At 66.5% G+C, this 25,652-nt stretch carries 25 protein-coding genes; 9 read left to right on the top strand and 16 right to left on the bottom strand.

Going from position 1 to position 25,652, the window contains the following annotated elements; translation table 11 throughout:
• Window positions 1–3: 3 nt before the first annotated feature.
• Together ASG79_RS17035 and ASG79_RS17030 are read right to left on the bottom strand one after the other, a co-directional pair.
• Entirely contained in the window at window positions 4–921 is a 918-nt protein-coding gene (locus tag ASG79_RS17035; protein WP_056393127.1) for a carbohydrate ABC transporter permease, read from the bottom strand.
• A 28-nt stretch (window positions 922–949) separates the two neighbouring features.
• The gene (locus ASG79_RS17030; protein ID WP_056392679.1) at window positions 950–2,227 is read right to left on the bottom strand and encodes an ABC transporter substrate-binding protein; all 1,278 of its coding nucleotides are present in this window, start codon (window positions 2,225–2,227) and stop codon (window positions 950–952) included.
• A 162-nt stretch (window positions 2,228–2,389) separates the two neighbouring features.
• On the opposite strand from ASG79_RS17030, the gene ASG79_RS17025 reads away from it, so the two are divergent.
• The 4 genes from ASG79_RS17025 to ASG79_RS17010 all read left to right on the top strand — a co-directional run bounded on the left by ASG79_RS17025 (window position 2,390) and on the right by ASG79_RS17010 (window position 5,970).
• The gene (locus ASG79_RS17025) at window positions 2,390–2,830 is read left to right on the top strand and encodes a VOC family protein (protein WP_056392678.1); all 441 of its coding nucleotides are present in this window, start codon (window positions 2,390–2,392) and stop codon (window positions 2,828–2,830) included.
• A 22-nt stretch (window positions 2,831–2,852) separates the two neighbouring features.
• The gene (locus ASG79_RS17020) at window positions 2,853–3,806 is read left to right on the top strand and encodes a 1,4-dihydroxy-2-naphthoyl-CoA synthase (protein ID WP_018768880.1); all 954 of its coding nucleotides are present in this window, start codon (window positions 2,853–2,855) and stop codon (window positions 3,804–3,806) included.
• Between the two features lie 12 nt (window positions 3,807–3,818).
• Window positions 3,819–5,012 carry an AMP-binding protein gene (locus ASG79_RS17015; protein ID WP_186447814.1) on the top strand — a complete coding sequence of 398 codons (1,194 nt, stop codon included), beginning with the start codon at window positions 3,819–3,821 and terminating at the stop codon, window positions 5,010–5,012.
• 76 nt (window positions 5,013–5,088) lie between these two features.
• The gene (locus ASG79_RS17010) at window positions 5,089–5,970 is read left to right on the top strand and encodes a 1,4-dihydroxy-2-naphthoate polyprenyltransferase (protein WP_026265707.1); all 882 of its coding nucleotides are present in this window, start codon (window positions 5,089–5,091) and stop codon (window positions 5,968–5,970) included.
• Here ASG79_RS17010 and ASG79_RS17005 read toward each other — a convergent pair.
• A complete protein-coding gene (locus ASG79_RS17005; protein ID WP_018768883.1) occupies window positions 5,967–6,281 on the bottom strand; it encodes a DUF4229 domain-containing protein in 315 nt (104 codons plus the stop codon). The genes ASG79_RS17010 and ASG79_RS17005 overlap by 4 nt on opposite strands.
• A gap of 61 nt (window positions 6,282–6,342) precedes the next feature.
• On the opposite strand from ASG79_RS17005, the gene ASG79_RS17000 reads away from it, so the two are divergent.
• Together ASG79_RS17000 and ASG79_RS16995 are read left to right on the top strand one after the other, a co-directional pair.
• Entirely contained in the window at window positions 6,343–6,732 is a 390-nt protein-coding gene (locus ASG79_RS17000) for a PLD nuclease N-terminal domain-containing protein (RefSeq protein ID WP_018768884.1), read from the top strand.
• A gap of 5 nt (window positions 6,733–6,737) precedes the next feature.
• Window positions 6,738–7,307, top strand: coding sequence for a hypothetical protein (locus tag ASG79_RS16995; protein ID WP_235509832.1), 570 nt, complete (start codon window positions 6,738–6,740; stop codon window positions 7,305–7,307).
• A gap of 3 nt (window positions 7,308–7,310) precedes the next feature.
• On the opposite strand, the gene ASG79_RS16990 is transcribed toward ASG79_RS16995, so the two are convergent.
• The 10 genes from ASG79_RS16990 to ASG79_RS16945 form a co-directional block, all read right to left on the bottom strand.
• Window positions 7,311–8,804: a dynamin family protein gene (locus ASG79_RS16990; protein ID WP_056392677.1), complete on the bottom strand. Its 1,494-nt coding sequence runs from the start codon at window positions 8,802–8,804 to the stop codon at window positions 7,311–7,313.
• A complete protein-coding gene (locus ASG79_RS16985; RefSeq protein ID WP_018768887.1) occupies window positions 8,801–10,669 on the bottom strand; it encodes a dynamin family protein in 1,869 nt (622 codons plus the stop codon). Before ASG79_RS16985 ends, ASG79_RS16990 begins: the two co-directional genes overlap by 4 nt.
• A gap of 154 nt (window positions 10,670–10,823) precedes the next feature.
• Window positions 10,824–11,942, bottom strand: coding sequence for an IniB N-terminal domain-containing protein (locus tag ASG79_RS16980; RefSeq protein ID WP_056392675.1), 1,119 nt, complete (start codon window positions 11,940–11,942; stop codon window positions 10,824–10,826).
• 165 nt (window positions 11,943–12,107) lie between these two features.
• Entirely contained in the window at window positions 12,108–14,207 is a 2,100-nt protein-coding gene (locus ASG79_RS16975) for a LuxR C-terminal-related transcriptional regulator (RefSeq protein WP_056392674.1), read from the bottom strand.
• A 1-nt stretch (window position 14,208) separates the two neighbouring features.
• Window positions 14,209–16,296 carry an Hsp70 family protein gene (locus ASG79_RS16970; RefSeq protein WP_056392672.1) on the bottom strand — a complete coding sequence of 696 codons (2,088 nt, stop codon included), beginning with the start codon at window positions 16,294–16,296 and terminating at the stop codon, window positions 14,209–14,211.
• 197 nt (window positions 16,297–16,493) lie between these two features.
• On the bottom strand, window positions 16,494–17,606 hold the full coding sequence (gene ccsB, locus ASG79_RS16965) for a c-type cytochrome biogenesis protein CcsB (protein ID WP_018768891.1): 1,113 nt from the start codon (window positions 17,604–17,606) through the stop codon (window positions 16,494–16,496).
• Window positions 17,606–19,384, bottom strand: a complete 1,779-nt coding sequence (locus ASG79_RS16960; protein ID WP_018768892.1) for a cytochrome c biogenesis protein ResB — start codon at window positions 19,382–19,384, stop codon at window positions 17,606–17,608. The genes ccsB and ASG79_RS16960 overlap by 1 nt, the downstream gene beginning before the upstream one ends.
• A complete protein-coding gene (locus ASG79_RS16955; RefSeq protein ID WP_018768893.1) occupies window positions 19,384–20,139 on the bottom strand; it encodes a cytochrome c biogenesis CcdA family protein in 756 nt (251 codons plus the stop codon). The genes ASG79_RS16960 and ASG79_RS16955 overlap by 1 nt, the downstream gene beginning before the upstream one ends.
• Before the next feature lie 14 nt (window positions 20,140–20,153).
• The gene (locus ASG79_RS16950; RefSeq protein WP_056393113.1) at window positions 20,154–20,732 is read right to left on the bottom strand and encodes a TlpA family protein disulfide reductase; all 579 of its coding nucleotides are present in this window, start codon (window positions 20,730–20,732) and stop codon (window positions 20,154–20,156) included.
• Between the two features lie 35 nt (window positions 20,733–20,767).
• Window positions 20,768–21,448 carry a histidine phosphatase family protein gene (locus ASG79_RS16945; protein ID WP_056392669.1) on the bottom strand — a complete coding sequence of 227 codons (681 nt, stop codon included), beginning with the start codon at window positions 21,446–21,448 and terminating at the stop codon, window positions 20,768–20,770.
• Window positions 21,449–21,663: 215 nt separating this feature from the next.
• Between ASG79_RS16945 and ASG79_RS16940 the strand changes: the two genes are divergently transcribed.
• Window positions 21,664–22,212, top strand: a complete 549-nt coding sequence (locus tag ASG79_RS16940) for a YceI family protein (protein ID WP_018768897.1) — start codon at window positions 21,664–21,666, stop codon at window positions 22,210–22,212.
• A gap of 207 nt (window positions 22,213–22,419) precedes the next feature.
• A complete protein-coding gene (locus tag ASG79_RS16935) occupies window positions 22,420–23,271 on the top strand; it encodes a hypothetical protein (RefSeq protein WP_056392667.1) in 852 nt (283 codons plus the stop codon).
• A gap of 113 nt (window positions 23,272–23,384) precedes the next feature.
• On the opposite strand, the gene ASG79_RS16930 is transcribed toward ASG79_RS16935, so the two are convergent.
• Both ASG79_RS16930 and ASG79_RS16925 read right to left on the bottom strand, forming a co-directional pair.
• Window positions 23,385–24,089: a redox-sensing transcriptional repressor Rex gene (locus tag ASG79_RS16930; RefSeq protein ID WP_018768899.1), complete on the bottom strand. Its 705-nt coding sequence runs from the start codon at window positions 24,087–24,089 to the stop codon at window positions 23,385–23,387.
• 93 nt (window positions 24,090–24,182) lie between these two features.
• Window positions 24,183–24,437: a glutaredoxin family protein gene (locus ASG79_RS16925; protein WP_018768900.1), complete on the bottom strand. Its 255-nt coding sequence runs from the start codon at window positions 24,435–24,437 to the stop codon at window positions 24,183–24,185.
• 78 nt (window positions 24,438–24,515) lie between these two features.
• On the opposite strand from ASG79_RS16925, the gene ASG79_RS16920 reads away from it, so the two are divergent.
• A complete protein-coding gene (locus ASG79_RS16920; RefSeq protein ID WP_018768901.1) occupies window positions 24,516–25,334 on the top strand; it encodes an HAD family hydrolase in 819 nt (272 codons plus the stop codon).
• 79 nt (window positions 25,335–25,413) lie between these two features.
• Here the strand turns inward: ASG79_RS16920 and ASG79_RS23150 are convergent, their stop codons facing one another.
• A complete protein-coding gene (locus tag ASG79_RS23150) occupies window positions 25,414–25,512 on the bottom strand; it encodes a 30S ribosomal protein bS22 (protein ID WP_003792170.1) in 99 nt (32 codons plus the stop codon).
• Window positions 25,513–25,652: the final 140 nt, after the last annotated feature.

Here is a 25,652-nt window from a genome sequence, read left to right as displayed (position 1 = left end):
GGGTCAGCCCTTCTTCCGGTTGAACCGCAGCTGGATGAGGGCGATGGCCAGCAGGACAACCATCAGCACCATGGAGGCCGCGCTGGCGTAGCCCACCTTTGACTGCTCGAAGCCGGTTTTGTAGATGTATTGCACGATCAGGGTGTTCTGCGTCCCCGGGCCGCCGCCGGTCAACGCCTGGATCATGGCGAATTCCTTCATCGCGTGGATGGTGGAGAGCAGGATGACCATGAACGACGTCGGCGCGATTCCCGGGAGCGTGACGTGCCGGAAGCGTTGCCATGCGCTGGCCCCATCCAGTTCCGCTGCCTCCAGCAGGGACTCCGGGATGTTCTTCAGCGCCGCTATGAACAGCAGCATGTTGAAGGCCGTGCCGCCCCAGGCGGAGGCGAAGATGACAACGGCCAGGGCGAGGTTGCCGTCGCTGGACCAGGGCAGGGGGTTGCCGCCCAGGGTGGAAATCACGAAGTTGACGAACCCGAAGTCCTGGCCGAACAGCCACTTCCAGATGACGCCGACCACTATCGGCGAAATCAGCCACGGCAGGAAGATCACCATCTTGGCTGCCGTGCGGCCGCGGACCGCCTTGCTGACCAGCAGCGCGGCCACCCCCAGGGAACAGACGTAAACCAGCGGAACCGACAGGACCGTGTACACGAAGGTCCGGCCAAGCGCACTGTAAAAGCCGGCGTCGGCAAAGAGCTTCTGGAAGTTGGCCAGGCCGATGAAGTGCAGCTTGCCAATGCCGCGATAGTCGGTGAAGGAGTACAGCAGGCCCAGGGCCCCCGGCCACACGAAGAAGACCAGGAAGAGGACCACATTGACGCCGACCAGGACCAGCGGCGCGATGACGTAGCGGTTCCGGCGCTTTTGGGCGGATTTGCTGCGGGGCGGCGGCGCTGGTGCTTGGGGCTCCGTCACCGCGCTGATGGTTTGTTGTGCCACGGGATCAGGCGCCGTTGTAGAGCTTCACGATGTTGTCCACCGTGGTCTTGGCGTCCTGGCTGCCGGAGAGCATCTTGACGGTCTCCTCTCGAAGGGGGTCGCCGGAGAATGGCGTTTCGGCGTAGGCCTCGATGACAACGCGCTTGATGGCGTTGTCCCCCTTGGCCTGGTTGCCGGCGATTTGCTTCTGGTACAGCTCGAATGATGCCTGCTGGAACGGGTACTCCACCTTCAGGTCCTTCACCGGCAGGTAGCCGCCCGTCTTGGCAAACTCGGTGTAGTTCTGGTCGTTGTAGAACCAGTCGATGAACTTCCTGGCTTCCTCATCTGCGCCGGTGTCCTTGAAGGCCACCATGAAGCCGCCGCCGAGGTTGGTGGCATTGGCTTCCTTCTTGGGCAGCGGCACGGACAGCCACTCGAAATCCTTGATGTTCTTGTTGAAGTCCGCCACCTGCCAGCTGCCGGAATAGTAGGCGGCCACCTGGCCGCTCTTGAACATGGCGTTGCCGTCCTCGCCGCTGAGCCAGACGGACTTGGGCATGGTCTGGTCGTCGTTGATCTTCTTGAAGTAGTCCAGCGTTTCCACGGCTTTGCTGTCGCCGGTGTACTTGCCGTTTTCCTTGGCGAAGGCAGTGCTGCCGAATTCGTACATCATGGCGCGCAGGCGGTGGCCGGAGCGGTCCATTACCACGCCGTACTTCGCGCCGGCTTTCTCGCGGACCTGGTTCACGGCTGCGATGAACTCGTCCCAGGTCCAGGTGTTCCCGATGTCGGCCGGGTACTTAACGCCGGCCTTGTCGAACAGGCTCTTGTTTACGAACAGGCCCACCGCGGTGAGGTCGGAGGGGATTGCGGGGATGATGCCGTCCGGGGATTCCTGAAGGTACTTTTCGTCGATCCCGTGGGACTTGGCAATGTCCGAGAGGTCCTGGAGCTGGTTCGCCCAGAGCGGGTCCAGTCCGGTGACGCGGGCCAACGCCGGGAGGTCATTGGCTGTGGCGGCATTCTTCAGCTTGGTGGTGATGTCCGCAGTAGGGACATCGACAACCTCGATAGTGATCCCGGTGGCTTCCTTGTACTTCTTGGCCGCAGCGGCGAAGGCTCCACCCTGGTTGGTGTCGCCGGAGAGGATAAGCTGCAGGGTCTTGGAGCCCCCATCCGGGGAGTTGCCTGCCCCTCCTCCGCTACACGCTGTGAGGCCGGCAGCCAGGGCCGACAGTCCGAAGGCCGTCAGGCCAAGCTGGCGGCGGGTAATGCTGGAGATTCTTGTCGTCTCTGACAATGCTCTGTCCTGTCTCTCGCGGTCGTGAGGGAAAACCCTTTCCGGTGAAACTGTGACCTATGTCATGACATAAAGTCAAGAATACTTTTCAACGTTATAGATCTTTCGCGCACCTTCAGCCCGGTTCTTCCGCACCGCTGCATGCGGCCGTACGGTGGACGGATGGGACTGAATATCCAGATAGTCATTGATTCCGCCAGGCCGCACGAGCTCGCCGACTGGTGGGCGGAAACCCTGCAGTGGGCCGTGGAACCGCAGGACGCCGGGTTCATCCGCTCCATGGTCGACCAGGGCTTCGCCACGGAGGACCAGACCATGACGCACCGCGGGAACCTGGTGTGGAAGGACGGCGCTGCCATCCGGCCGCCGGAGGAGATCGAGGCCAAGGCGCCTGCGCGGCGCATGCTGTTCCAGTCGGTCCCGGAGGGAAAGACGGTGAAGAACCGGGTGCACTGGGACGTCAGGCTGGACGGCCGGGACAAGGACGAAGTGCGGCGCGAGCTTGAGGCCCGCGGCGCGTCCTTCCTGTGGTCGGCGCGGCAGGGGCCCCATTCCTGGCACACCATGGCGGACCCCGAGGGCAACGAGTTCTGCATCAGCTGATGCCGATTACTAGACTTGGACAGTGAGCAACCAGATCCCCGCCCCGGTGTCCGACGTCTTCGATCCCACGCGCTGGCGGGTGGTCTCCGGCTTCGAGGACTTCCAGGACATGACCTACCACCGGCAGGTGGAGCGGGATTCCGACGGCGGCTGGGTGCGTGACCTGCCCACGGTCCGCATCGCATTCAACCGGCCCGAGGTCCGCAACGCGTTCCGGCCGGGTACCGTGGACGAGCTCTACCGCGCCATGGACCACGCCCGGATGACCCCCGACGTGGCCACCGTGCTCCTCACCGGCAACGGCCCCTCCCCCAAGGACGGCGGCCACTCCTTCTGCTCCGGCGGCGACCAGCGGATCCGGGGCCGGGACGGCTACCGGTACGCCGACGGCGAGACGCAGGAAACCATCGACCCCGCCCGCGCCGGCCGGCTCCACATCCTGGAAGTCCAGCGGCTCATGCGCACCATGCCCAAGGTGGTCATCGCGGTGGTCAACGGCTGGGCCGCCGGCGGCGGACATTCACTGCACGTGGTCAGCGACCTCACCATCGCCTCCCGGCAGCACGGCAAGTTCAAGCAGACAGACGCCACCGTGGGAAGTTTCGACGCCGGCTACGGCTCCGCGCTGCTGGCCCGCCAGGTGGGGCAAAAGACAGCCCGGGAGATCTTCTTCCTGGCCCGCGAATATTCCGCAGAGGACATGGTTCGCATGGGTGCAGTGAATGAGGCCGTGGACCACGCGCGGCTCGAGGAAGTGGCGCTGGAGTACGCCGCGGACATCGCCCGCCAGTCCCCGCAGGCCATCCGCATGCTGAAGTTCGCCTTCAACCTCGCGGACGACGGCCTGGCCGGCCAGCAGGTGTTCGCCGGCGAAGCCACCCGCCTGGCGTACATGACGGATGAAGCCGTGGAGGGCAAGGAGGCCTTCCTGCAAAAACGCGACCCCGACTGGTCACGCTTCCCGCACTACTTCTAAGGCAGGACGGCAATGAACAGCGAAGCAACACCGGCGCCCGTCCCCACCGGGCCGCTGAATATCGAACCCGCCCTGAAAGCCCTCGCGGCCGCCCTCCATGGTGAGGGCCCCGCCGTCGAACTGTCCCTGGGCCCGGACGGCAGCCTGGTCGTGGGCCACGTGGAGACGCCGGGCTGCGACGACGCCGTAGCCGTGGTCCGCACGTCAGGTTCCACCGGCACACCCAAGGCAACAGTGCTGACCGTGGAATCCCTGGCGGCCTCCTCCATGGCCACCGCCCTGCGGCTCAAGGGCGAGGGCCAGTGGCTGCTGGCGCTGCCCGTTCAGTTCGTGGCCGGCATCCAGGTGCTGGTGCGCTCCCTGTTCGCCGGCACCCGGCCCTGGGTCATGGACATGTCCGGCGGCTTCACCCCGGAGGCGTTCACGGCCGCCGCGCTGGAACTGACGGACAAAATCCGGTTCACCTCCCTTGTTCCCACCCAGCTGCAGCGGCTCCTGGACCACCCGTCACCGGACACGCTCGCCGTGCTGCGCCGCTTCAATGCCATCCTGCTGGGCGGCGCCCCGGCCCCGCCGGCCCTGCTGGCAGCCGCCCGGGACGCCGGGGCCAGGGTCATCACCACCTACGGTTCCGCAGAGACCTCCGGCGGCTGCGTCTACGACGGCTACCCCCTTGAAGGCGTCTCGGTCCGCGTGGCGGAGGACGGCCGGATCCTGCTGGGCGGGGACACGGTGGCCGCAGGCTACATCGAGGCGCCGGACGAGGAAACCGGGACGTTCTTCGAGGAGGCCGGCGTGCGCTGGTACCGCACCAGCGACCTGGGCTCCATTGACGACGACGGCCGGCTCACCGTGCTGGGCCGGGCCGACGACGTCATCATCACCGGCGGCGTGAAGGTCTCCGCCGGTCACGTCCAGGAGCAGCTGGAACAATCCGACGCCGTCGCCGCGGCTTTCGTGGCCGGTGTGCCGTCCGCGGAGTGGGGGCAGGCCGTGGCCGCCTACGTGGCGCTCACCCCCGAAGGCGCGTCCGGGCAGGAAGCCGGGGACGCCGCCGTCGTGCTCCAACAACTGTGGCAGCAGCAACTGGGCGTCCTGGCGCCCAAGACCGTCCTCACCGCACCGGCCCTGCGGATGCTGCCCAACGGCAAACCGGACCGGCTCGCCATGACCGCCGAACTCAGCGCCCTGCACGGGGGAAAGTAGAGTTGGACCTGCACCACCGCGGCGGGTGCGCACGTTCCATCCTGCCGTCTTACCGAAACAACACGAGGTACTAACCGTGGCAACAGCCGCCCAATGGATCCAAGGCGCCCGACTCCGGACGCTGCCGGCAGCGATCGCGCCAGTGCTGATCGGCACCGCCGCCGCCTACGAAATGGACTCGTTCCTCCTGCCCAACGCCATCCTTGCGGCTCTGGTGGCGCTCCTGCTCCAAGTGGGCGTGAACTATGCCAACGACTACTCGGACGGCATCCGCGGGACCGACGACGACCGCGTGGGTCCGCTGCGGCTGGTGGGCTCGGGCGCCGCCAAGCCTGAACACGTCAAGTGGGCGGCGCTGGGAACGTTCGCCCTGGCCATGGTGTTCGGCCTGGTCCTGGTGGTCCTCACCCAGGCCTGGTGGCTGATCCTGGTGGGGCTCGGCTGTGTGATGGCCGCCTGGGGCTACACCGGCGGCAAGAACCCCTACGGCTACATGGGCCTGGGCGACCTGTTCGTCTTCGTCTTCTTCGGCCTGGTGGCCACCCTGGGCACCACCTACACGCAGGCGGGCCACATCAGCCTGTCCGCGGTCATCGGAGCGATCGGCACCGGCCTGATCGCCACGGCGCTGCTCATGGCCAACAACGTCCGGGACATCCCCACCGACATGCAGGCCGGCAAGAAGACCCTGGCGGTGCGGCTGGGCGACAAGCATGCGCGGGAAAGCTACGTGCTGATGCTCGCCGTCGCCATCCTGCTGGTGGTGATCCTGGCACCGGGCCGGCCGTGGATCCTGATCGTGCTGCTGCTCATTCCGGCCTGCCTGATGCCGGCCTGGCTGATGATCAACGGGCGCAAGCGCAAAAGCCTGATCCCGGTCCTGAAGCAGACCGGCCTGATCAACCTTGGCTACAGCGTGCTGTTCTCACTGGGGCTGATCCTCAGCCACGGGTTCTAGCGCTTGTTGTTGTTGCTGCCCTTGGCGTTGTTGATGGTGATGTCCGGGTTGGCGTCCAGCAGGGCGTCCTCGGCGTTGGCGTCCTGGACTTCGCCGGCGGAGCGCAGCGGCTTGGCCTTCCCGGAGAAGCGGTGCTGCAGGGCCGCGGCGGCAGCGTCGCGCTGCTTCTGGAAGAACAGGTAGCTGATGGCAAAGGCAATGAGCGCGGCGCAGATCACGGACATCAGCACCCCCACCTGCAGAAGCGCGAACAGGGCAAACAGGGGCACGAAGATTGCCAGCCGGATCAGGGAATATTTCAAAAAGGCCACTATTCAAGTTTAGCCGCCTCCGCCAGCGGCCCCTGCGCGTCCTGACGATAGACTTAATGGCATGCTCTTCCGTGTGGCTTTGGCCGTCGCAGTCCTCGTCATCTTCGTGTATGGCCTGGTGGACGTGATTCGCACTGAGGGCCGACTGACCCGCGGGATTTCCAAACCGGCCTGGATCATCGTCCAGATTGTCCTGCCCGTCCTGGGAGCCATCCTGTGGCTGCTGATTGGCAGGCCGCGCGGTACTGAGCAGCCCCGGCCCAGCTACCCGCATCCCGTGGCTCCGGACGATGACCCGGACTTCCTCCGCAACCTTGAGGCACGGCGCCGCAAGCAGGCCGAAACGGAGCGCCTCAAGAAACTCCGGGACGAGCTGGACGCAAAAGCCAAGGAGGACGGCGGCAAAGGCCAGCGCGGCACCGATGAACACGATACCGACGGACTGAAATAACGCTTATGGCGTTCCAACCCGGCGGAGAAGAGCGGCGCGTGCCGGCTCCCCCACCGAGGCCCGGCCTGTCCTACTCCGCGCCGCCGCCCATCCCCGTCACTCCCCCGGTACCCCAGGTTGTCCGGACGGCCCGCACGCTCTGGATCTTGAGCTTCGTGGCGGGCCTGGCCGTCCTGCTGGGATCCTTCGTGGCCCGGGATTCCAACCTGCAGCGGCTCCGTGGCGTAGTGGCGGACATGGCTGCGGGCAGCGACGCCGGGTCGGTAGGGACCGCGGCGGAGATCGTCTTCTGGGGGAGCATCGGCGCCCTGTTGCTGGTGACCGTGCTTGAAGCTGCTGTCCTGGCCGCGGCGCTGGGCCGCAAAAACTGGGCCCGCTGGGTCCTGGTCCTGCTGCTGGCCGCCCACCTTCCCGTCCTGCTCCTGGCATCCGCCTTCCTGGTCCCAAACGGCGCCGACGGCAGCTACGTGGTGATGCTGTGGGGTGCCGGCCTGCTCCTGGCGTTCGCCGGGCTGGTGCTTCTGTTCCTGCCGTCCGCCGGCTCCTGGCTGAAGCGGGAGGCCACGCAGGCCTGAGCCCTACGCTGACTGCGCCTGGGCGTCCCTGGCTGCGAAATCCGCAAGGACACCCTCGCAACTGCGGATCACCACCCGGCACGTTTCAACAGCGGACCTGGCCGTCAGCGGGCTTTCAGCGACCCTGCGCCACCGCGCCAGGCAGCGCCGCGCCTCAGCGGCCAGCACGTCCGGACCGGAGTCAGGCGCCATGCCGAGCCGCAGGGATGCCGCCGCGCCGCGGCCGCCAATGAGCCGTTCAGCTTCCGCCGCCAGTTCGGGAGCCAGGTCCACTCCGGCAGTGCGCAGGGCCGCCAGCAGCCGGAGTTCGCGGAACTCATGCGCGTTGGCCTGGACGCGCTCCAGGGACGCCGCCAACTCTTGCGTTCCCTCGCGGGGGCGGCTGTCCAGGAGGTTCCCCACCGCCACCAGCACGGTCCTGGCCTTCAACGCTTCCGCCCGCGCCTGGAACTGCCGGTCCAGCACCTCCAACAGCGGATCCAGGCCGCTGCGCCGGGCCAGCTCATGGGCCAGGGGCGTTGGCTCGGGGTAGCCATTGCGGATAAGGACCACGGCCAGCCGGATACCGAAAAGCCCATAGCGCTCCAGCAGTGAGGACCGTGCCTCTTCCGTCAGTGCCACGGGTTCCCCGGACCGGCGGAACCTGTCGGCGGACAGCAACATCCGTTCGCGCGCGGCCCGGTCCAGGGTGGCCAGCAACTGGAGGGCCTCAAAGTCCGGCTGGCGCAGGGTGCGGGCACTTTGGGCCAGGAGTCCGGCCACCGGGACAACGCCCAGTGCCAGCTTCCGGAGGTTGGGGTCCCGGCTGTACCTTTCCGCGATGCTGCCGGCGGACAACAGGGAGTCGATCCGTCCGGCTCCCACCTCGTCGGCACGGGACAGCACCGCGATGGCGTTGACCGTACCCGAGCGGCCCGCCGCGGTGTCGCGGAAGGATTCCAGGAACCTCAGATCGGACGCGTGCATGTGGCGCATCAGGTAGATGACGGCATCAGCTTCCGACGCCGAATCCTCCGGAGTCAGGAAACGTATGGACCGTGCGGACACGTCCTGGGACACGGAAGCGATGCCGGGGGTGTCGATCAGCGTCATGGCCTGCAGGGCCGGCGCAGGCCATTCGACGTCGAGCCGTTCCACTTCCTCCGCCTCGACGCCGTCGAGGGCGAAGACCAGGCGCCCGTCCACGCGTTTCAACGGCAGGTTCCGGGGCTCCCCAGTGACGGGGTGGAGCGTGATGCGGGGAGTGTGGCCGTGCCGGTACCAGGTGACGATCCGCGTGCATTCGCCGGTGTCCGTCGGCGCGATCTCCTCACCAATGATGGCGTTGAGGAGCGTAGACTTTCCTGCCTTCACCATGCCGGCAATGGCAATCCGCAATGGCTCGGCAAGCCGCCGCGCGTAGCCGCGCAGCGCTTCGGCAGCCTGGGTGTCGTCGCCGTAGACCTCCAGCGCTTCCCGGATCAGTCCGGCTGCCCCGGCCGTGGTGGACGGCGTCATCCAACGCCCGCCCCGGCACGGGTCCCGGCGGCCATGACCTCCGCGGCCACGGCTTCCGCGGCCCGGTGCAGCGCATCCACTTTTTTGAGTTCGGCCCTGATCTCCCGGATCCGCCCTTCCCTCTCCTCGGCATACGATTTGGCGGCCTTCTGGGCCGCGGCCACCGAATCCGACAATGACCTGTGGTACTCGTCCGCGATGTCGGTGAAGTGGTCCCGGATGGTCCGCTGGACCAGGCGCAGCCTGTCCTTGAGCTGCTTTCCCACCTGGAACGTCACGTCGTCGAGCTGGCGCCTCACCAGCGCCTTGGCCTCGCCCTGGCGCCGCTTGAGCCGCGTTTCCTTGTCCTCCCGGTAGGCCTTGCGCCCCAGCAGCAGTCCGGCGCCCACCGACAGGGGATTTATCAGGGCCATCCCGAAAATACCTGTGAGGAGGCCAAACATCAGAACGCCGCCATAGGAGCCGCGCATGCCGATCAGGACTTTCTGGATTGGGTTGACCCGGCCCGGGTCCAGTTCCGCCATCTGGTCGACCGGATCCAGCGCGTCCCCTGAATCGGCAACGTGCAGGACGGGCAGCGATACTTCGTCGGCAGCGAAATGTTCCGCCACCTGCGCCGCCAGCCACTGCGACCGCTCGCTGGTCCAGACAAAGGTGTCCGACACCGCCGCGGCGGCGCAATCTTCGAGCCACTGGGAAAATTCCGTCCAGACCGGCCCGGGATCGCCCTGGTCGATGGCCGACTCGGCTTCCCGTTGGATCCGGCGCAGGCGGTCCCGGAGGTCGTATTCCATGTCGGCAATGAGGTCGTTGATGCCGTCGCTGAGGGTCAGCTGCCAGCGCGCAGACCGTTTCCGCATGTCGTCCGCCTCTGTTTTCGCCTGCTCAAGGTCCGCGAGCATCTGCGGCGTACCCGCAGGGTTCTCCAGGGCCTCAAGCTCGGACTGCAGGGACAGCCGCAGGTTGTCCGTCACGGACAGCAGGTCCTGGCTGACGGAGCGGCGCTGGATGCGCTGCGCCTTGCCCACCACATCGTTGCGCAGATGGGCCACCAGGCCGGGAAAGCCCGATTCCGCGTTGAGCTCGCTGTCCTGGAGCCGGGAGGCCTCAAGGCGGAGGTCCGCGGAGACGGGAAACAGGGGAATGTCCGGTGCCACCTGGTCCAGGTGTGTCCTGTCCAGTTCCCCTACGCGGCGCCAGTCCGGGTAGAGGTCCGTCTTGGAAAGGACGGCTGCAACGCTGGGCGTAATCCGCATGGCCTGGCGCAGGAACCGCAGTTCCGGTTCCGTGTATTCCTGGGAGGCGTCCGAGACCAGCAGCATGGCATCCGCGGTGGGAAGGGCGGTAAGGGTGGTGAGGGTGTGGGTGGAGCCCATGCCGCCCACCCCAGGGGAATCGATGATGGTGAGCCCACCGGTGAGGATCCGTCGGGGCAGGCAGACCTCCGCGGCCGCAAGCTTCAGGCTGTTTCCCGGATTGCCCTGCTCCGAGACGAGGGCCGGCAGTTCTGCCAGGTCGACGGGCCGGCGCTCAACGTTTCCTTCCCGGCCGTCGGCGGCAGCCTCCCCGGGCGCCTTTTCAGCTGCCGGGACCAGCACGGCGGCCGAGGCCGGTTCACCATAGCGGACGATGGTGGGAACCGAGGTGGCAATATCGTCATCCACCGGGCACACCGGCGCGTTCACCAGGGCATTGATGAGCTTGCTCTTCCCCTGTTTGAACTCCCCCACCACAATCACCCGGATGCTGGGATCCTGCAGCCGTGCCATGGCCTGCTCCAGCCTCCTGCGCAGGTCCGCACGCTCCCCGCCGCCCACCAGCTGCAGGCCCTCGTCAACAAGCCTCACCAGCTGGCCGGCCGTCATGGGCCCCGCTGCCCTTGCCGGTCCTGCTTCTGCCACAGCGTGCCCCTCGTTCCAGTGCGGAAAATGTGTCCAGTGCGCCTTCGGTAATACGGGAAGAGCCCGGCAGAAGGTGGGATGCCTCCTGCCGGGCGGTTCGCCTCCCGGAAACAGCGTGTTACAGGACGGTGGAGTCGTCAACCACTGAATCGTCGATGGTGGTGTGGTTGTCCTGGTCGATATCGGTGTGGCTGGAATTGTCCTCCGTGAAATCGAACTGGTTGTCTGCCACCACCACGTTGTCCTCCACGATGCTCGTGGCCGAATTGTCCTGGAAGGAGTCCTCCACGTTGACATCCACTGTGCTGGCGGTGGAGTTGTCCTGGTTGAACGAATCTTCCAGCGTCGTGGTGCTGGAGCTGTCCTGGTTGAAGGAGTCCTCCACCTCCACCGAGGCCTGGGTGGAGTTGTCGGAATTGTCGTTGAACGAGTCGCGGACATCGAGGTCAGTATCGGTGCTGACGGAGTGGTCCGAATGGTCCGAGTAGTCGGAGTTGTCCGAGTTGTCGTTGAAGGAGTCGTCAACATCCAGGCCGACGTCGGTGTTGAAGGAGTCCGAGATGTCAGTCTCCTCATTGCCGATGCCGACGTCCCCGCCGGCGTGGATGGAGTTGTCCGTGGAGTTATCCGTGGAGTTATCGGTGTTGTAGGAATCCCTGATGTTGTTCGAGTCCCTGAGATCGGCGTCATCGCCGGCGGCGACGGCCCGGTCCCCGGTGGCCACCACGGCGTCGTTGTCGAACCACTGCTCCACGTCTCCGTGCGCCCAGATGTTCTGGTTGACGGACTGGTCGGTCATGGTGTCCCGGTCGTCAACCGTGGTGGTGCTGGTGGTGTAGGAGAAGTGGTTTATCACGTTGTGCAGTTGCTGTACTGCGTGGGCGTGGTCGTCCTGGTCGTAGTTCGGGATGCCATGTACCATTCCTTGGCTTCCGGCGTGGATGGCTGTTGCGCCCCCCACAGAACCCGCTGACACAGAGCCAGCCGACGCACCTGCGCCCGCCCATGCGCTGCTGCCGCCTGTGTTGTATTCGCGTTCGAACGACGAGGCGTTGACGGTGATGGGAGCGTAGTCGAGGACAACAGGCATTGCAGCGTCAACGTCGGCCAAGCACACGTTGCCCAGGCCGTGTTCGGCCAGCGTCTTCTCCGGGTTGTCCAGGAACGCCTGGATTGCCTTGCGGCTGCCAAAGAGGTGCATCAGGAATTGAACAAGGTCGTTTGCGAGTGTTGGCATATGAGTGGTCCTCACATCTTCGTCGAGTTGCGGATCATCCGGCGGAACGTGTCTGGCTGCTTCAAAACTAGGTTCGCTGCCGGAGACTGGGCATCGGGCGCATTCCCCCTACCGGTGGAAGCCGTACCGGGGTGCTCCCGGGTCCGCGGCTAGGGGCATTAGGGACTACTCCTGTTGCGGGTTCATGTGCTGGGAATTCTCAACGCCCAAGGCCACCCGTAAACGGGCCAGCAGGTCAGACCGGTTTTCGGCGCCCAGGCGGCGGCGTATCCGGGCAATGTGGTGTTCTGCCGTCCTGGGCGAGATGTAGATGGCCTCACCGATTTCCCGGTAGGTTTTGCCCTCAAGCACCAGCCTGGCAACTTCCTTTTCCCGCTCACTCAGTCCGGAGCCGTCCGGCTGGTGCGCCCTGCCGCCGTTGTCAGCGGGGGTTCCTGCCTGGATGGCGGCCCCTGACGCGGCACCGGCCGGGTTGCCCTGCGGGTGGAGGTCCCGGGCGCAGGACAGCAGGCGCATCATGTCCCGCCGCTCGTCAGCACGTGCGGCAGCGTGGCCGGCCAGCCTTGCACCCTCCCAGGGCATTCCTACAGCGCCCAGCAGCCGGGCCGCGCCCTCCACGTCGGCAGTACGGAAGCGGCCGGCGAGCACCGAAACCCAGGCCTTTCCCGCGGTGGCCAAGACTGCGGCAAGCTGGCTGTGGACGGAGGCCCGGGCCAGTGCAGTGGCATGCGGAGCAAGATCGGCGGGGCTTTCATTCAGCAGTGCGGCCTGGACGCCGGCCCAGTGCAGGGGAACGGCCCACAGCGCGGGTTCGTCCAGGCGCCCCAGCAGCTTCCAGGCTTCTTCCAGGTAGTGCGCCACGCGCCGCGTTTCGCGCAGGCGGGCAGCAGCAATCAGCATTTCCCCCCACGGCAGGAGGTTGTAGAGGTCCACCGAGGTATGGAGCATGGCCTCGCGGGCCCGTTCCCACGCCCTGAGGAGCTCCGGCACGTCACCGTTCCGCCGGGCTAGCCCCACCTCAAGTGCAGCGCACATGAACTCGTCGCGCGGGACCAGCGGCCAATGGTTGGCCTTGGCGGCTTCCGTGGCGGCAAGCCGGGCATCCTCGAGTTTGTCCTGCATCATGTCCGCCCAGGCCTGCAGCAGCAGGAGCCTGGGTTGTGCGGCATTGCCTCCCTGCCCGGCAGCGGCCGCTGCCCGGCAGACGGTTTCCGCCAGGTGCGGCTCACCGGTGTGCAGGGCCAGCAGGGCTGCCAGCGCAGCCGGCGTTTCCGGCAGCGGAAGCGATATGCCTGCCGAGTTCAGCATGTCCGAGGCATGGATCAGCACGGAGATGCCCTGTTGTGGTTTCTCCCCCAAGGATGCGAAGACCCCCTGCCCCGTCTGGACCAGCGTGGCGGCAAGCAGGGTGGGGGAAGCTGCCGGCGCGGCGGGCTGGAAGAACGCCTCCGCCCCAGACCGGTCTCCGACTCCTATCAGGACAACGGCGGCGAGGGGCGCTGATACGCCCACACGCTCGGGGCCCAACCAGTTGTAAACATCGGCCCCGCGGGCCAGCATGCCCCTTTGCGCCCAAACGGAGGCGGCCACATCCGCACCCCGGCGCACATCCCGCGGGTCGGCGCTGACCAGGAGGGTGTCAATGATGCGCGCAGCCGCATCAAGCTCACCATCACCGGCCGCCGCCTGCGCGCGGCGGGCTGCCGTCGATACCGGATCGGCGCCCGCCAGGAGGGCCTCCTCGTAAAGCTGCGACGCGAGCCGTGGGTTATGCTCCAACGCACTGTCCGCGGCCAGCTCCAGTTCAGCAGCCACCCGGGGGTCGGTGAGCCCGCCGCGGGCAAGCTCGCGGGCAAGATTACCCAACCGCTGTCCGGCGGCCGTGTAGACGCCCACGAGCTCACGCTGGAGCGCGTGCACCTTGGCAATAGGTGTGGCAGCCAGCAGTGCGTGTTGCGCCGTCCCCACCACGGTGCCGTCCGGCCCAAGCAGTCCCGCGGCCTCGGCCCGGTCCACCAGGACATCGAGGTCCTCCGCCCCGCCGCTGCCGAACTTTTGCTGCAGGTCCGCAGGCAGCGGCCCCGGCAAGGCGAAGCCCACCGAGAGCGCCAGCAGCAGTTCCCGCACCACGGCGTTGGCACCCTTCAGCTGCTTGGCCATCTGCTCGGCAGCGTGCAGCGGGTGCCCTTGGTGGTCCGGTCCCGTAGACGCCGCCCCGGGTTGTTCCTCCCGTTGGAATTGTCCGTCCTGAAGCTGCCCGTCCATCTCAGGCCCCCGGAGCGGCGGTCGTGGCCGTTTCAACGGCGGCTGCGGCGGACGTGGTTTCGGGTTCAAGCGGTGTTACTTGCGGCGCTGGGCTGCCGGTAGCTTCCACGGCCACCTCCGTTGGTGTCATCGAGGGATCCGGGGCAGTTGTGGCACTTGGGCTCTCTGTCTGCGTGGGCTGGCTGGTGTCGTCCTGTGTAGGCGGTTCAGTTGCCGTGGGCGAATCAGTCGCCGCAGGAGTCGTCGGGTCAGCCGTCCCGGAGTCGGTGGGCGTTGGGGTGCCTTCACTCTGTGTGGGGTCGGCGGAACCGCCTGCCTGCGGGGTGTCGGAAGCGGGCGTGGGAACCACCGTAACGGCCTCGGGAGCAACGCCTGACCCGCCCGTTGTCCCCCCGGAGCCGGCAAGCGCATCGGGGACTGCCGCCGCTGCGACGACAGGTCCGTCAGCAATCGCGCTGCTTCCAGCCGCCGGCCCGTCGTTGCCGGCCGCCTGCCCGCCGGGGGGCGTGGCAGATGCTTCCAGTCCGGTCCCTGGAGCAAGGGGTTTCCTGGCGCTGGCCTCGATGCCCGCGAGTGGTTGGGCCACCGCGGCCGGGGTTGCTGACTCCCCTGCATCGGCGGCGTCCGAACCGCCCGCATCGGTGCCGGCGGAGCCTCCCGTGGTACTGGCACCGGCCTGCGGCACGAACATGGCAGTCAGGCTTCCGAAACCGTCCGGGCTTTGCGCGGCCGTTGCCGTGAGGACCGTCAGGACCGCAGCAGCCGCGGCCACGGCGGTCACGCGGACGGTGGGCTTCGGCGCGTGCGCGCCCCGCGCCCCGCGCCGGGCACCGCGGACGGCGACTGGCCCTGCCGGGGCGCCTGCCGCCGTCGTATATTTCCGCGACCAACTGGGCCTGCCCGGGCCGGTTGGAGCGGGCGGCACGTCGGAGGGTACGACGGCGGCCGGCGCCTCCCGGGCGTCCGCTTCAGTTTCTGCCGGGTCAGCTGCTGCCGCCACTGCGGCCGTGTGGGCGAGGACGGCTGCCACTGCCGCCCCCAGGCAGATGGAGGACTTGGGATCGGCATCCACAGCGATAGGCCGGTCCAGCTCCTCCGACACCACCTGGGCCACCAGGGGGATCCGGGACGATCCCCCGATCAACAGCACCGTGGACAAGTCTGCCGGTACCAGGTGGAGCTGGGCCAGGGAGTGCTCCAGCGCCTCCACTGTTTCCCGTACGGGCTCTTCGATCAGCGCCTCGAATTCTGAACGGACCAGCCGGATCTGCTGCTGGATGCCGGGCAGGAGCACCGGAATGGTGGATTCGCTGTCCGCGGAGAGTGCTTCCTTGGCCTCGACGCATTCGCGGCGGAGCCGGGTGAGGGCCCCCAGCACCGCCGGGTCACCAGTGTCCAGATCGTCCAGGGCGTTCCCGGTGTGCGCAGCCACGTACCGGAACACTGCGGCATCAAAGTCGGCGCCGCCCAGGTCCTCGATGCCCTCCGGGTGCCCCAAGAGCTCAAAGCGGCTGCTGCCGCACTTCCTCAGCACGGCGGTGTCGAACGTGCCGCCGCCGAGGTCGTACACGGCGATGGTGCTGCCTTCCTCCACGCGCACCTGGGAGGCGTAATGCAGGGCTGCGGCCTCGGGTTCGGGAAGGAGCGTGACGTTCTCCAGGCCATGCGCGGCGAGGGCGTCGCGGACGACGGAAAGCCGGTGGTTGCCCCAGGCTGCGGGGTGGGTCAGGAAAATCGCCGACGCCGGGCCCCCCTCACGCTCGGTGGCCCGGTCCGCCACCCAGCGGGCAACGGTGGCATAGACGTCCTCCGGCCGCAGGACCAGGGTGCCCAGGACGAAGGGTACGTCGTCGCCAATCCGGCGCTTGAATTCCCGGACCACGCGTTCCGGCGAGTCCAGTCCTCGGCGTTCTGCCGCCTCCCCCACCAGGACCGCGCCTTCCTCCGGGTAGTACACCACGGAGGGCACAGACGCTCCACGCGTGCCCAGGGGCAGGCATTCGGGCACGGCGTTGGGACCTTGGTTAAAGCGCACAACGGCAGCTGCCGTGAAACTGGTCCCGACGTCAACGGCGAGAGCGTAGCTCATTGGGGTACCTCGAAAGGCTGGTGGTCCACCTGCAAGCTTCATCACAGGGAACGTCACCAACGTAGCATTTCCGAAGGACCGGGGAACACCCCTGTTGCTACATCGAATGGTTATTTATCGGACCGTTGCCGTCTCTCGACTGCGCCCCCGGTTTTAGGACCCGGAAACCCCCGTTTTAGGGGCCGAAAGGCCCTTGTTTAAAGGCCGGAGTAGGAGTGGAGTCCGTTAAAGAACTGGTTGACGATGGTGAAGTTGAAGATCACGCAAAGGTAGCCCACGATCGACAGCCAGGCGGCCCGTGTTCCGGTCCAGCCGCGGGTGGCCCGGGCGTGCAGGTAGCCGGCGTAGACAACCCAGATCACGAAGGTCCAGACCTCCTTGGTGTCCCACCCCCAGAACCGGCCCCAGGCCTTTTCCGCCCAGATGGCACCGAACATGAGGGTGAAGGTCCAGCCGATGAAGGCGATGGCGTTGATGCGGTAGGACAGGTTTTCCAGGCTCAGCGCGGAGGGCACCAGACGCATGAAGCCGAGCTTGTCGGCACCGCCGGCGGCCACGGTCTTCTGCCGGTGGGTCTGCACCAGCTGCAGTGCGGACATCGCGAAGGTCAGGGTGAACAGCGCCGAGGAGAGCACGGCGATGGAAACGTGGATGACCAGCCAGTAGCTCTGCAGGGCGGGAACCAGGTGTCCCACGGGGGTCCAGAACGCCACCGAGGCAGCCACCAGCATGATGATCACCAGGCCCACCACGAAGGTGCCCAGGAAGCGGAGGTCGCGGCGGATCAGCGAGAGCAGGAACACGGCCGCCACCAGGAAGGCGCCGGTGGTGAGGAATTCGTACATGTTGCCCCACGGCACCCGGCCTGCGCCCAGGGCCCTGGTGACCACGCCGGCGCCGTGGATGACGACGGCAAGGGTGGTCACGGCCACCGCAACACGCGCCGGAACCCGGCGCTCGGCGGCGTACTTCATGTCGCCGTCGGCAGTCATGAAGCCTCCGGTTCCTGCACCGCTGGCTTTGGCGGCGGACGACGACGGGCGCTCGGCCCGTCCGGCCGGCCCGTCCAGTCGGGCCTCAACACCGCGGGATCCTTCGCGCGCCCCTGCTCCGGCAGCAACGCCGGCGGTTACGGGGACCTTGGCGGCAGCACCGGCCTGCGCGGCCCTGAGGTCCACAGCGCGCAGCGCCTTGCTGCTCTTGGCCAGGTCCCAGGCGAAGGCGATGAAGGCCACCGTGTAGGTACCCGCCGCCAGCAGCATGAAGAGTTCGCTGTACTGGCCCATGGTTTCATTGATTCCAAATGGCATTACTGGTCCTTTTCGGGCCCGGTGGGGCCTGCTGGGGTGGTGACGGAGCCTGCGGCATTAGCGGCGGAGCCTGCGGCATTAGCGGCGGAGCCTGCGACATTATCGCCCCGCCGGCTGGGAGTTTGCTGGGACTGGCCCGTGTCTTCGGTGTCTTCCGGCAACTGCCACTCGGCGGAGAACAGTTTCCGGAGCGCTGCCGCCTCGCCCGCGAGGCGGTGGTCCTCGCCGCGGGCCAGGAGTCCGTATTCCACCATGGTGCGGCCGTCCGCGGCGGTGCCCGTCCGTACCCAGACGCGCCGGCGGTTGACGTAGAGCGAGAGGATCAGGCCGGCCACGGCCAGCAAAGCGAAGACCAGGGCGTAGACCTGCCCGGGGTTGTGGTGGATGTCCACGCCGATGTACCGCTTCACGCCGTCGAAACTGATGGTGCCCTTGCCGTCCGGCAGTGTGAAGGTGGAGCCGGGTGCCAGCGTGATGCCGCCGGCCGCGAGGTTCCTGGCGTTGAGCGGCGTCAGGTTCTTGACATCCAGTTCGAAGACGTTCTGCGGGGCACCGGTGTTCAGGCCCAGGTCCCCGTAGTAGGAGTTCAGGGTCAGCTGGGGGTTGAACAGTTCGGGGTCGGCACTGAACGAAACGTTCTTGTCCGTCACGAACGCGGTGGGGAGGAAGAAGCCCACGAACCCCAGCTGGTCCGGCTGGGCGTCCGGAACCTTGATCACCACGGACGAGTAGTAGTTATCGCCCTGCAGCTTGGCCACCACCGGGCCCTGCATGGCCACGTTGCCGGCGCCGTCCCGTACGGTCACCACCGGTGCGTAGCCGTTGCCGGTGAGGTAGATGCTGGTGCCGCCCAGGGTCACGGGATCGTTGACCTTCAGGATTTCCTGCTTGGCTGGAGCGTCCGGGTTTTCCTTGGTGGTCACCGTGGCGGCGAAGTCGATGGGCTGGCCGAACTTGCCCTTGGATTCGCGGTCGAACGTGATGTTGAACTTGTCCAGCTGGAGCGAGTACGGCTGCAGCTGGCTGGACTGGAAGTTGGTGCCCGGGTTGAACTGGTCGTAGCCCACCAGGGTGTTCACGAACGTGTCGCCTTCCACCAGGATGCGCTGGCCGCTGTAGCCGAACAGGCCGCCTGCGGCCACGGCCACCAGCACGCCGATGAGCGAGGTGTGGAAGACGAGGTTGCCCACTTCCTTCAGGAAGCCGCGCTCGGCCCCCAGGGACGGGCGGTTGCCGTCGGCGTCCCTGACCTCCACCCGGTAGCCGCGCTTCCGCAGCAGTCCGGCCGCACTGTTGATGGCCTCCGACGCCGGGATGCCGGTGCGGGCGGGAATCACCAGGGTGCCGTATTCCGGCAGCCGGGACAGGCGCTGCGGCGTCCGTGGCGGCTGGGAGCGCATGGCCTTGTAGTGGGCGATGGCACGCGGCACCACGCAGCCGATCAGCGAGATGAACAGCAGGAGGTAGATCGCCGAGAACCAGGCCGAGGAGTAGACGTCATAGAGCTGCAGGGAGTCCAGCAGCTTGCCGTAGTCCGGATGGTCCTTGATGTACTGGGTCACTACGGCCGGGTTGGCGGGCCGCTGCGGGAACAGGGATCCGGGGACGGCGGCGACGGCGAGGAGCAGCAGCAGGAACAGCGCGGTGCGCATGCTGGTCAGCTGGGTCCAGGCCCACCGCAGCATGCCCTTGGGGCCCAGGGCCGGAAGGGCGGCCTGGGCTTTTGCCTCCGCTACGGGGGCGGATTGCTTCTTCTTTACGTTCACACGCTCGCTCATCAGATCGGCAACTTCACGTCGGTTTGGAACCAGTACTGCAGCCCGGTCACCCAGGCTCCCCATACGCCGGTGGCCATCAGCAGGCCCAGCACCACCAGGATTCCGCCGCCGGTCCGCTGGATGGCAAGGCGGTGCTTGCGGAAGAACGCCATGACGCCCATTCCGCGGCGCAGGGCCAGCGCGATCAACAGGAACGGAATGCCCAGTCCCAGGCTGTAGACGAATGCCAGGAAGGCGCCCTTGGCGGCCGAGGAGCCGCCGGAAAGGCTGAGCAGCTGCACGGCCGAGTAGGTGGGGCCGATGCACGGCGCCCAGCCCAGGCCGAAGGTCAGGCCCAGCAGCGGTGCTCCCCAGAGCCCGGCGGGCGGCTTGGCGTGGATCTTGGCGTCCCGCTGGAGCCAGCTGAAGCCGCCCATGAAGACAATGCCCATGATGATCACCAGGACCCCCAGGAGCTGGGTGATCCAGGCATTCTGGCTGCCGGTGATGAGGGTGCCCAACTGGCCGAATGCGCCGCCCAGCAGGACGAAGATCACCGAGAAGCCCAGGACGAAGAGCCCGATCCCGGCCAGCATCCGGCCGCGCTTCTGCTTTTGCAGGTCCACGCCGCTCAGGCCCGTGACGTAACCCAGGTAGCCGGGAACCAGGGGAAGAACGCAGGGGGAAAGAAAGGAGACCAGTCCGGCAAGCAGTGCCACCGGAATGGCCAGCAGGATGGAGCCGCTGAGGATGGCTTCGGCGAAGGGGCTGTTCACGGTCCCGGCCCGCCCTACTCGGCCACGGCGGCGGTGATGAGGGCTTTCAGGGTGCCCTTCTCGATCTCGCCGAGGACGCGCGAGGCCACCCGTCCCTGCTTGTCCAGGACCAGGGTGGTGGGCACGGCGCCGGGCGGTACCAGGCCGGACACGGACAGCAGGACGCTTCCGTCCTTGTCGTCAAAGCTCGGGTAGGTCAGGTTGAAGGTCTTTTCGAACGCCTCCGCCGTGGGTTTCTCGTCCCGGAGGTTGACGCCGAAGAACTGCACGCCCTGGTCCTTGAACTCCTGGTGCAGCGCTTCCAGGAGGGGAGCTTCCACGCGGCACGGCGCGCAGGCGGCGAACCAGAAATTCAGGACGCTCACCTTGCCCTGGAAGTCGGCCGGGGTTACCGCAGTGCCGTTGAAAAGCGCACCCTGGATCTGCACGGCTTCCTTGCGGTCCCCGGCAGCGAACTCTGTCACGGAGCCGTCGCCGGCCACATAGTTCTTGTTGTCCCCTGCCTTGGCCTGCTTGGCCAGCGCATCCTCCTGGGCACAGCCGGAGAGGCCCAGGGTCAGTGCGGTCAGGGCCATGCCGCCGGCGGCGAGCATGCTGCGGCGGGAGGGGAGGTTGTTGTTGCTCACTTCTAGGCTCCAGGGGTGCTGGCGGCACCGGGAAGAAGGGACGCCGCGGGTTCGCTGTACTCGACCCGCAAAAGCGAGCCGTCGTCGTCGAACACCAGGGACGTGACGGACGTCAGGGTGCACTCGCGCTTGCGTGGGTCGTGCCACAGGGGCCGGCCTTCGGCGCTGAGCCGGGCAGCCCAGATCGGCAGTTGGTGGCTCACCAGGATCGCCTCGGGGCCGTGGGCACCGAAGTCGCCGGCAGCAAGTTCGATGGCCCGCAGCCGGGCGTCCTGCGCCGCGGCCGCCACCCTCGCGGCCTGCTCCTTGTACGGTTCGCCCCAGGAGGGGCGCAGCGGGTTGACCAGGTGCGGCCAGTGCCTGGGCCGGCGGAGTTCGGCCTTGGTGACCTTCATGCCCTCAAAGTAGTTTTCCGCTTCGATGATCCGCTCGTCGGTGTGGATCTGCAGCTGCAGGGCTTCCGACGTCGGCCGCGCCGTTTCCTGCGCGCGGTCCAGTGGGGAGGCGGCCAGGTAGGTGATGCGGGCGCCGCGTTCGGCGCGGTGCCGGAAGTATTCGGCGAGCGTCCGGGCCATCTCCTGCCCCAGTTCGGAGAGGTGGAATTCGGGAAGCCGCCCATAGAGAACGCCCTCGGGGTTATGGACCTCGCCGTGGCGGAGCAGATGGACAGTGGCTTGGGGCATGTTTACCAGTTTCTCAAAGATGGCGTGCGATCCGAAATCTCGGGCCGCTCCTTCTACAAAGAGTAGAACTTAAGTTTTTGAAGAAATGTTCCGTGGACGGGAACAAAACATGCAAATGCATGTTTATACTGGATGCAGCAAGTTAGTTGAGGCTTCAACAGATGAAGGTTCAACGGCAGGACCTCAGTACATACACCTTTACAAGGAGCAACATCATGGCACTTCCCGCAGACGTCACCACCGGCACCTGGACCCTGGACAACTCCCACAGCGAGATCGGCTTCACTGTCCGGCACGCCGGCATCAGCAAGGTCCGCGGCCAGTTCAAAGAGGCCGCCGCCACGCTGGACCTGGGCCAGGATGTGGCTGAGTCCAGGATCAACGCCACCATCCAGACCGCCAGCTTCGACTCCGGCGACGCCAACCGCGACGGCCACGTCAAGGGCGAGGACTTCTTCGATGTGGAGAAGTTCCCCGAGATCTCCTTCGTATCCAACGGCCTGGTGGCCAAGGGCAACAGCTACGAGCTCACCGGCGACCTGACCATCAAGGGTGTCACCCGCCCGGTGACCCTGGAAACCGAATTCAACGGTGTTGCCGTTGATCCGTTCGGCAACACCCGCGCCGGCGTCTCCGCCGAGACCACCATCAGCCGCAAGGACTTCGGCCTCACCTGGAACGCCGTCCTGGAAGCCGGCGGCGTGCTGGTCAGCGACAAGGTTGCCATCAACCTTGAACTCGCCTTCATCGCCCCCGCAGCGTAGTTCCGCCCGTCAGGGACAACCCCGGCACCAGGCCTGCCCGGCCTGGCGCCGGGGTTCCCTGTTTAACGGCAACCACCTGCGCCAATACCTGCTGAATCACCCACAACGCCGCCCGCCGGGGGTACGGTGGACTTAAGCCATGCTGGGGGAAGGCAGAGGACTGATTCCCGGCAGCCTACCCGGATCCCGACCTGCAGAAGGAACGCCATGAGTACTCCTCCCGTCCCGCCCCCGTCGCCCCAAGACCCCAGCAACGACCAGCCGGGGCATGAACAGGCCGGCAGCCCCCAGTCCGGAGACCAGCAGCAGCCCCGCTACGGGCAGAATGCGCCGCAGTATGGCCAGAACGCCCCGCAATATGGGCAGAACGCGCCCCAGTACGGCCAGAACCAGCCGCCGGCAGCGCCGCAGTACGGCCAAAACCAGCCCCAGTACGGCCAGAATGCGCCGCAGGCCCCGGGCTACGGCCAGAACCCGCCGCAGTATGGCGCCCAGTTCGGGCAGAATGCACCCCAGTACGGCCAGCCGCCCTACGGGCAGTCCCCCTACGGCCAGTACCCGTCGGAGCAGCCGCAGCCGACCGGAGGCAACGGCGTCCCGCAGCTGGTGAACATCTCGTTCTGGCTGTTGATCGCGTCGGCAGTGATCTTCGTGATCTCCCTGCTGACCGGACTGACGCAGCTGGATGATCCGGTGTTCCGGCGGACATTCGAGGACCAGATGGCGGCCGGAGGCGCCAGTGGAGTCACTTATGACGACATTAAGGGGGTCATCGCCGGCACCCTGGTGGTGTTCGCGATCATTGGCGTGGCCCTCTACCTGCTGGTGGCCTTCTTCGTCCGAAAGGGCAAGAACTGGGCCCGCATCCTGGGAACGGTCTTCGCTGCACTGTCCGTCTTCGGACTCTTTGGTCCCCCCAGCTTTGCCACCATCGGAACGCTCCTGGGAATTGCGGCCATCGTGCTGCTCTACCTTCCCGCAGCCGCCCCGTACTTCCGGAAGCAGCAGCCTTTCGCCAACCCCTATTCGGGCGGCTTCGGCAACCCGTACGGGCGGTAGCCACTCCGCCCGCTGACACTGCACGCGGCCCGGGATGCATCATTCGCATCCCGGGCCACCTGCTTTAACGGGTCCGCCAAGACTTGGGCCGGGGGAAAACTTCCAGGGAAACCCTAGGCCGTCTGCCCGGGCGTCTGGGCCCGCTGGGCGTGGTAGGCCAGGATTTGGAGTTCAGTGGCCATGTCCACCTTGCGAAGATTGACCCCTTCGGGAACCTGCAGCATCACGGGTGCAAAGCTCAGCACGCTGCGCACGCCTGCCGCCACCACACGGTCGCAAACGCCCTGGGCGACGGCCGCGGGAAGGGCCAGGACCACCATGTTGGCCCCGGTGCGGTGCAGGACGGTCTCCAGGTCTGCCACGTCGCTGACGCGCAGCCATCCCACCTCGTTGCCCACCACCATCTGGTCGGCGTCGAAGATGGCCACCACATCGAACCCGCGCGACTCAAAGCCGCCGTAGCGTGCCAGCGCCTTGCCCAAGTTGCCGGCGCCCACAATGGCCACTTTCCAGTCGTGGGTCAGTCCGAGCGCGGCGGCGATGTGGCGGCTGAGGTACTGCACCTCATAACCGACGCCCCTGGTGCCATAGGACCCCACATGGGACAGGTCCTTGCGGAGGGTTGAAGAACTGACGCCGGAGGCTTCTGCCAGGGATTCGGAGGAAACGCGCTCCACGCCCTCGGACAGCAATGTGTTCAGGGCACGGAGGTAGATGGTGAGCCGGGCCACGGCGGCAGGAGGTATCTGCTTGGTCAGTGCGCCCGTGGCATCCGGAAGGTCCGGGACAGACTGGGGCGAAGAACCCAGGGATGTCACCCGCACCTCCCTTGCGTCGCGTTGTGAGTCCACTCTAGGTCCCTGCCGCTCATGCCTTCAAAACCAGGACCATCAGAAACTGCCGCCACTGCCCTACCGGCCCATGGCGCGCTGCAGCACGCGTGCCAGCCGGACCTCGTCGATCTTCCAGAAGTCGCGCTGCACGCCGTCCACCAGGACCACCGGGATCTCTTCGGCGTAGCGCTCCCGCAGTTCAGGCTGGTTGTCCACCAGCTCTTCGCTCCAGGTAAGGCCCAATGAGGCAGTGACCCGGCCGACGGCGTCGCGCGCCTCCTCACAAAGGTGGCAGTCAGCTTTGGTGACCAGGACGACGCGGGGTGTAGCCATGGCTTAACGGTATCGCCGTTCCCGGCGTGAGGCTGACGCCGACGGCGGCGGGCCAGTGGATTGACTAGACTCAACTCCATGCCCCAGGAGAAATACGTCGCCGTAGTCACACGGCCGGTTGCTGCGCCGCAGCCCGGCGAGGCGGCGTTCTTCGATGTGGACAACACCCTGATGCGGGGTGCCAGCCTGTTCCATGTGGCCCGCAAGATGCACCAGCGGGGAGCCTTCACCCTGAGGCAGGCGGCGGGTATGGCCTGGAAGCAGTTCAAGTTTGTGGCCCGCGGCGAGAACATGGACGATGTCCATGCCGTCCGGGACTCGGCCCTGACCCTGGCCGTGGGCATCAGTGTGGATGACATCAAGGCGCTGGGCGAAGAAGTCTATGACGAGATGATCGCGTCCCGGATCTGGCCCGGCACCAAAGCGCTGGCGCAACAGCACCTGAGGGTGGGCCGCCGCGTCTGGCTGGTGACAGCCACCCCCATCGAAGTGGCCACCGTAATCTCCACCCGGCTGGGACTGACCGGAGCCCTGGGGACCGTGGGCGAGGTCTCGGACGGCCTGTACACCGGGCGGCTGGTGGGAGACATCCTGCACGGCTCGGCCAAGGCCGTGGCCGTGCAGGCCATCGCCGACGATGAGGGCCTGGACCTCAAGCGCTGCTGGGCCTACAGCGACTCCTACAACGACGTCCCGCTGCTGTCGCTGGTGGGCCATCCGGTGGCCATCAATCCGGACGCCAGGCTGCGCCGCCACGCCCGCGACCGCAACTGGCCGGTTTACGATTTCCGCGCAGGCCGCCGTGCCGCGACATTGGGACTCAAGGCGGCCACCTTCGGCGGGGCCATCTACGGCCTCTGGAAGGGCTTCGCCCGCATCCGCGGCCCGCGGGCATAATTCTTACCTCTTGCCGGGTTAAACGAAATGCCCGCCGCCTTGGAAGGCGACGGGCATTTCCACGCTGCTTGAAGTATCGCTACTTCTTGTTGCGGCGCTGGTGACGGGTCTTGCGAAGCAGCTTGCGGTGCTTCTTCTTGGCCATACGCTTGCGACGCTTCTTAATAACTGAACCCACGAAAGTTCCTTACAAACTAGATGCAGTACCTGTCTGATGGAGAATGTCCGTGGACAAAGCTACGAACTGAACAACTGACAGATTCTTACAATGACGTAAAACGTTCCTTAACAGGGTACCGCTTATCGGGAGCCGCTCAG

Source organism: Arthrobacter sp. Soil761 (assembly GCF_001428325.1).
GTDB lineage: Bacteria > Actinomycetota > Actinomycetes > Actinomycetales > Micrococcaceae > Arthrobacter.
Note: the sequence above shows the minus strand (reverse complement) of the source record. Positions and strands in the feature narration are given on the sequence as shown.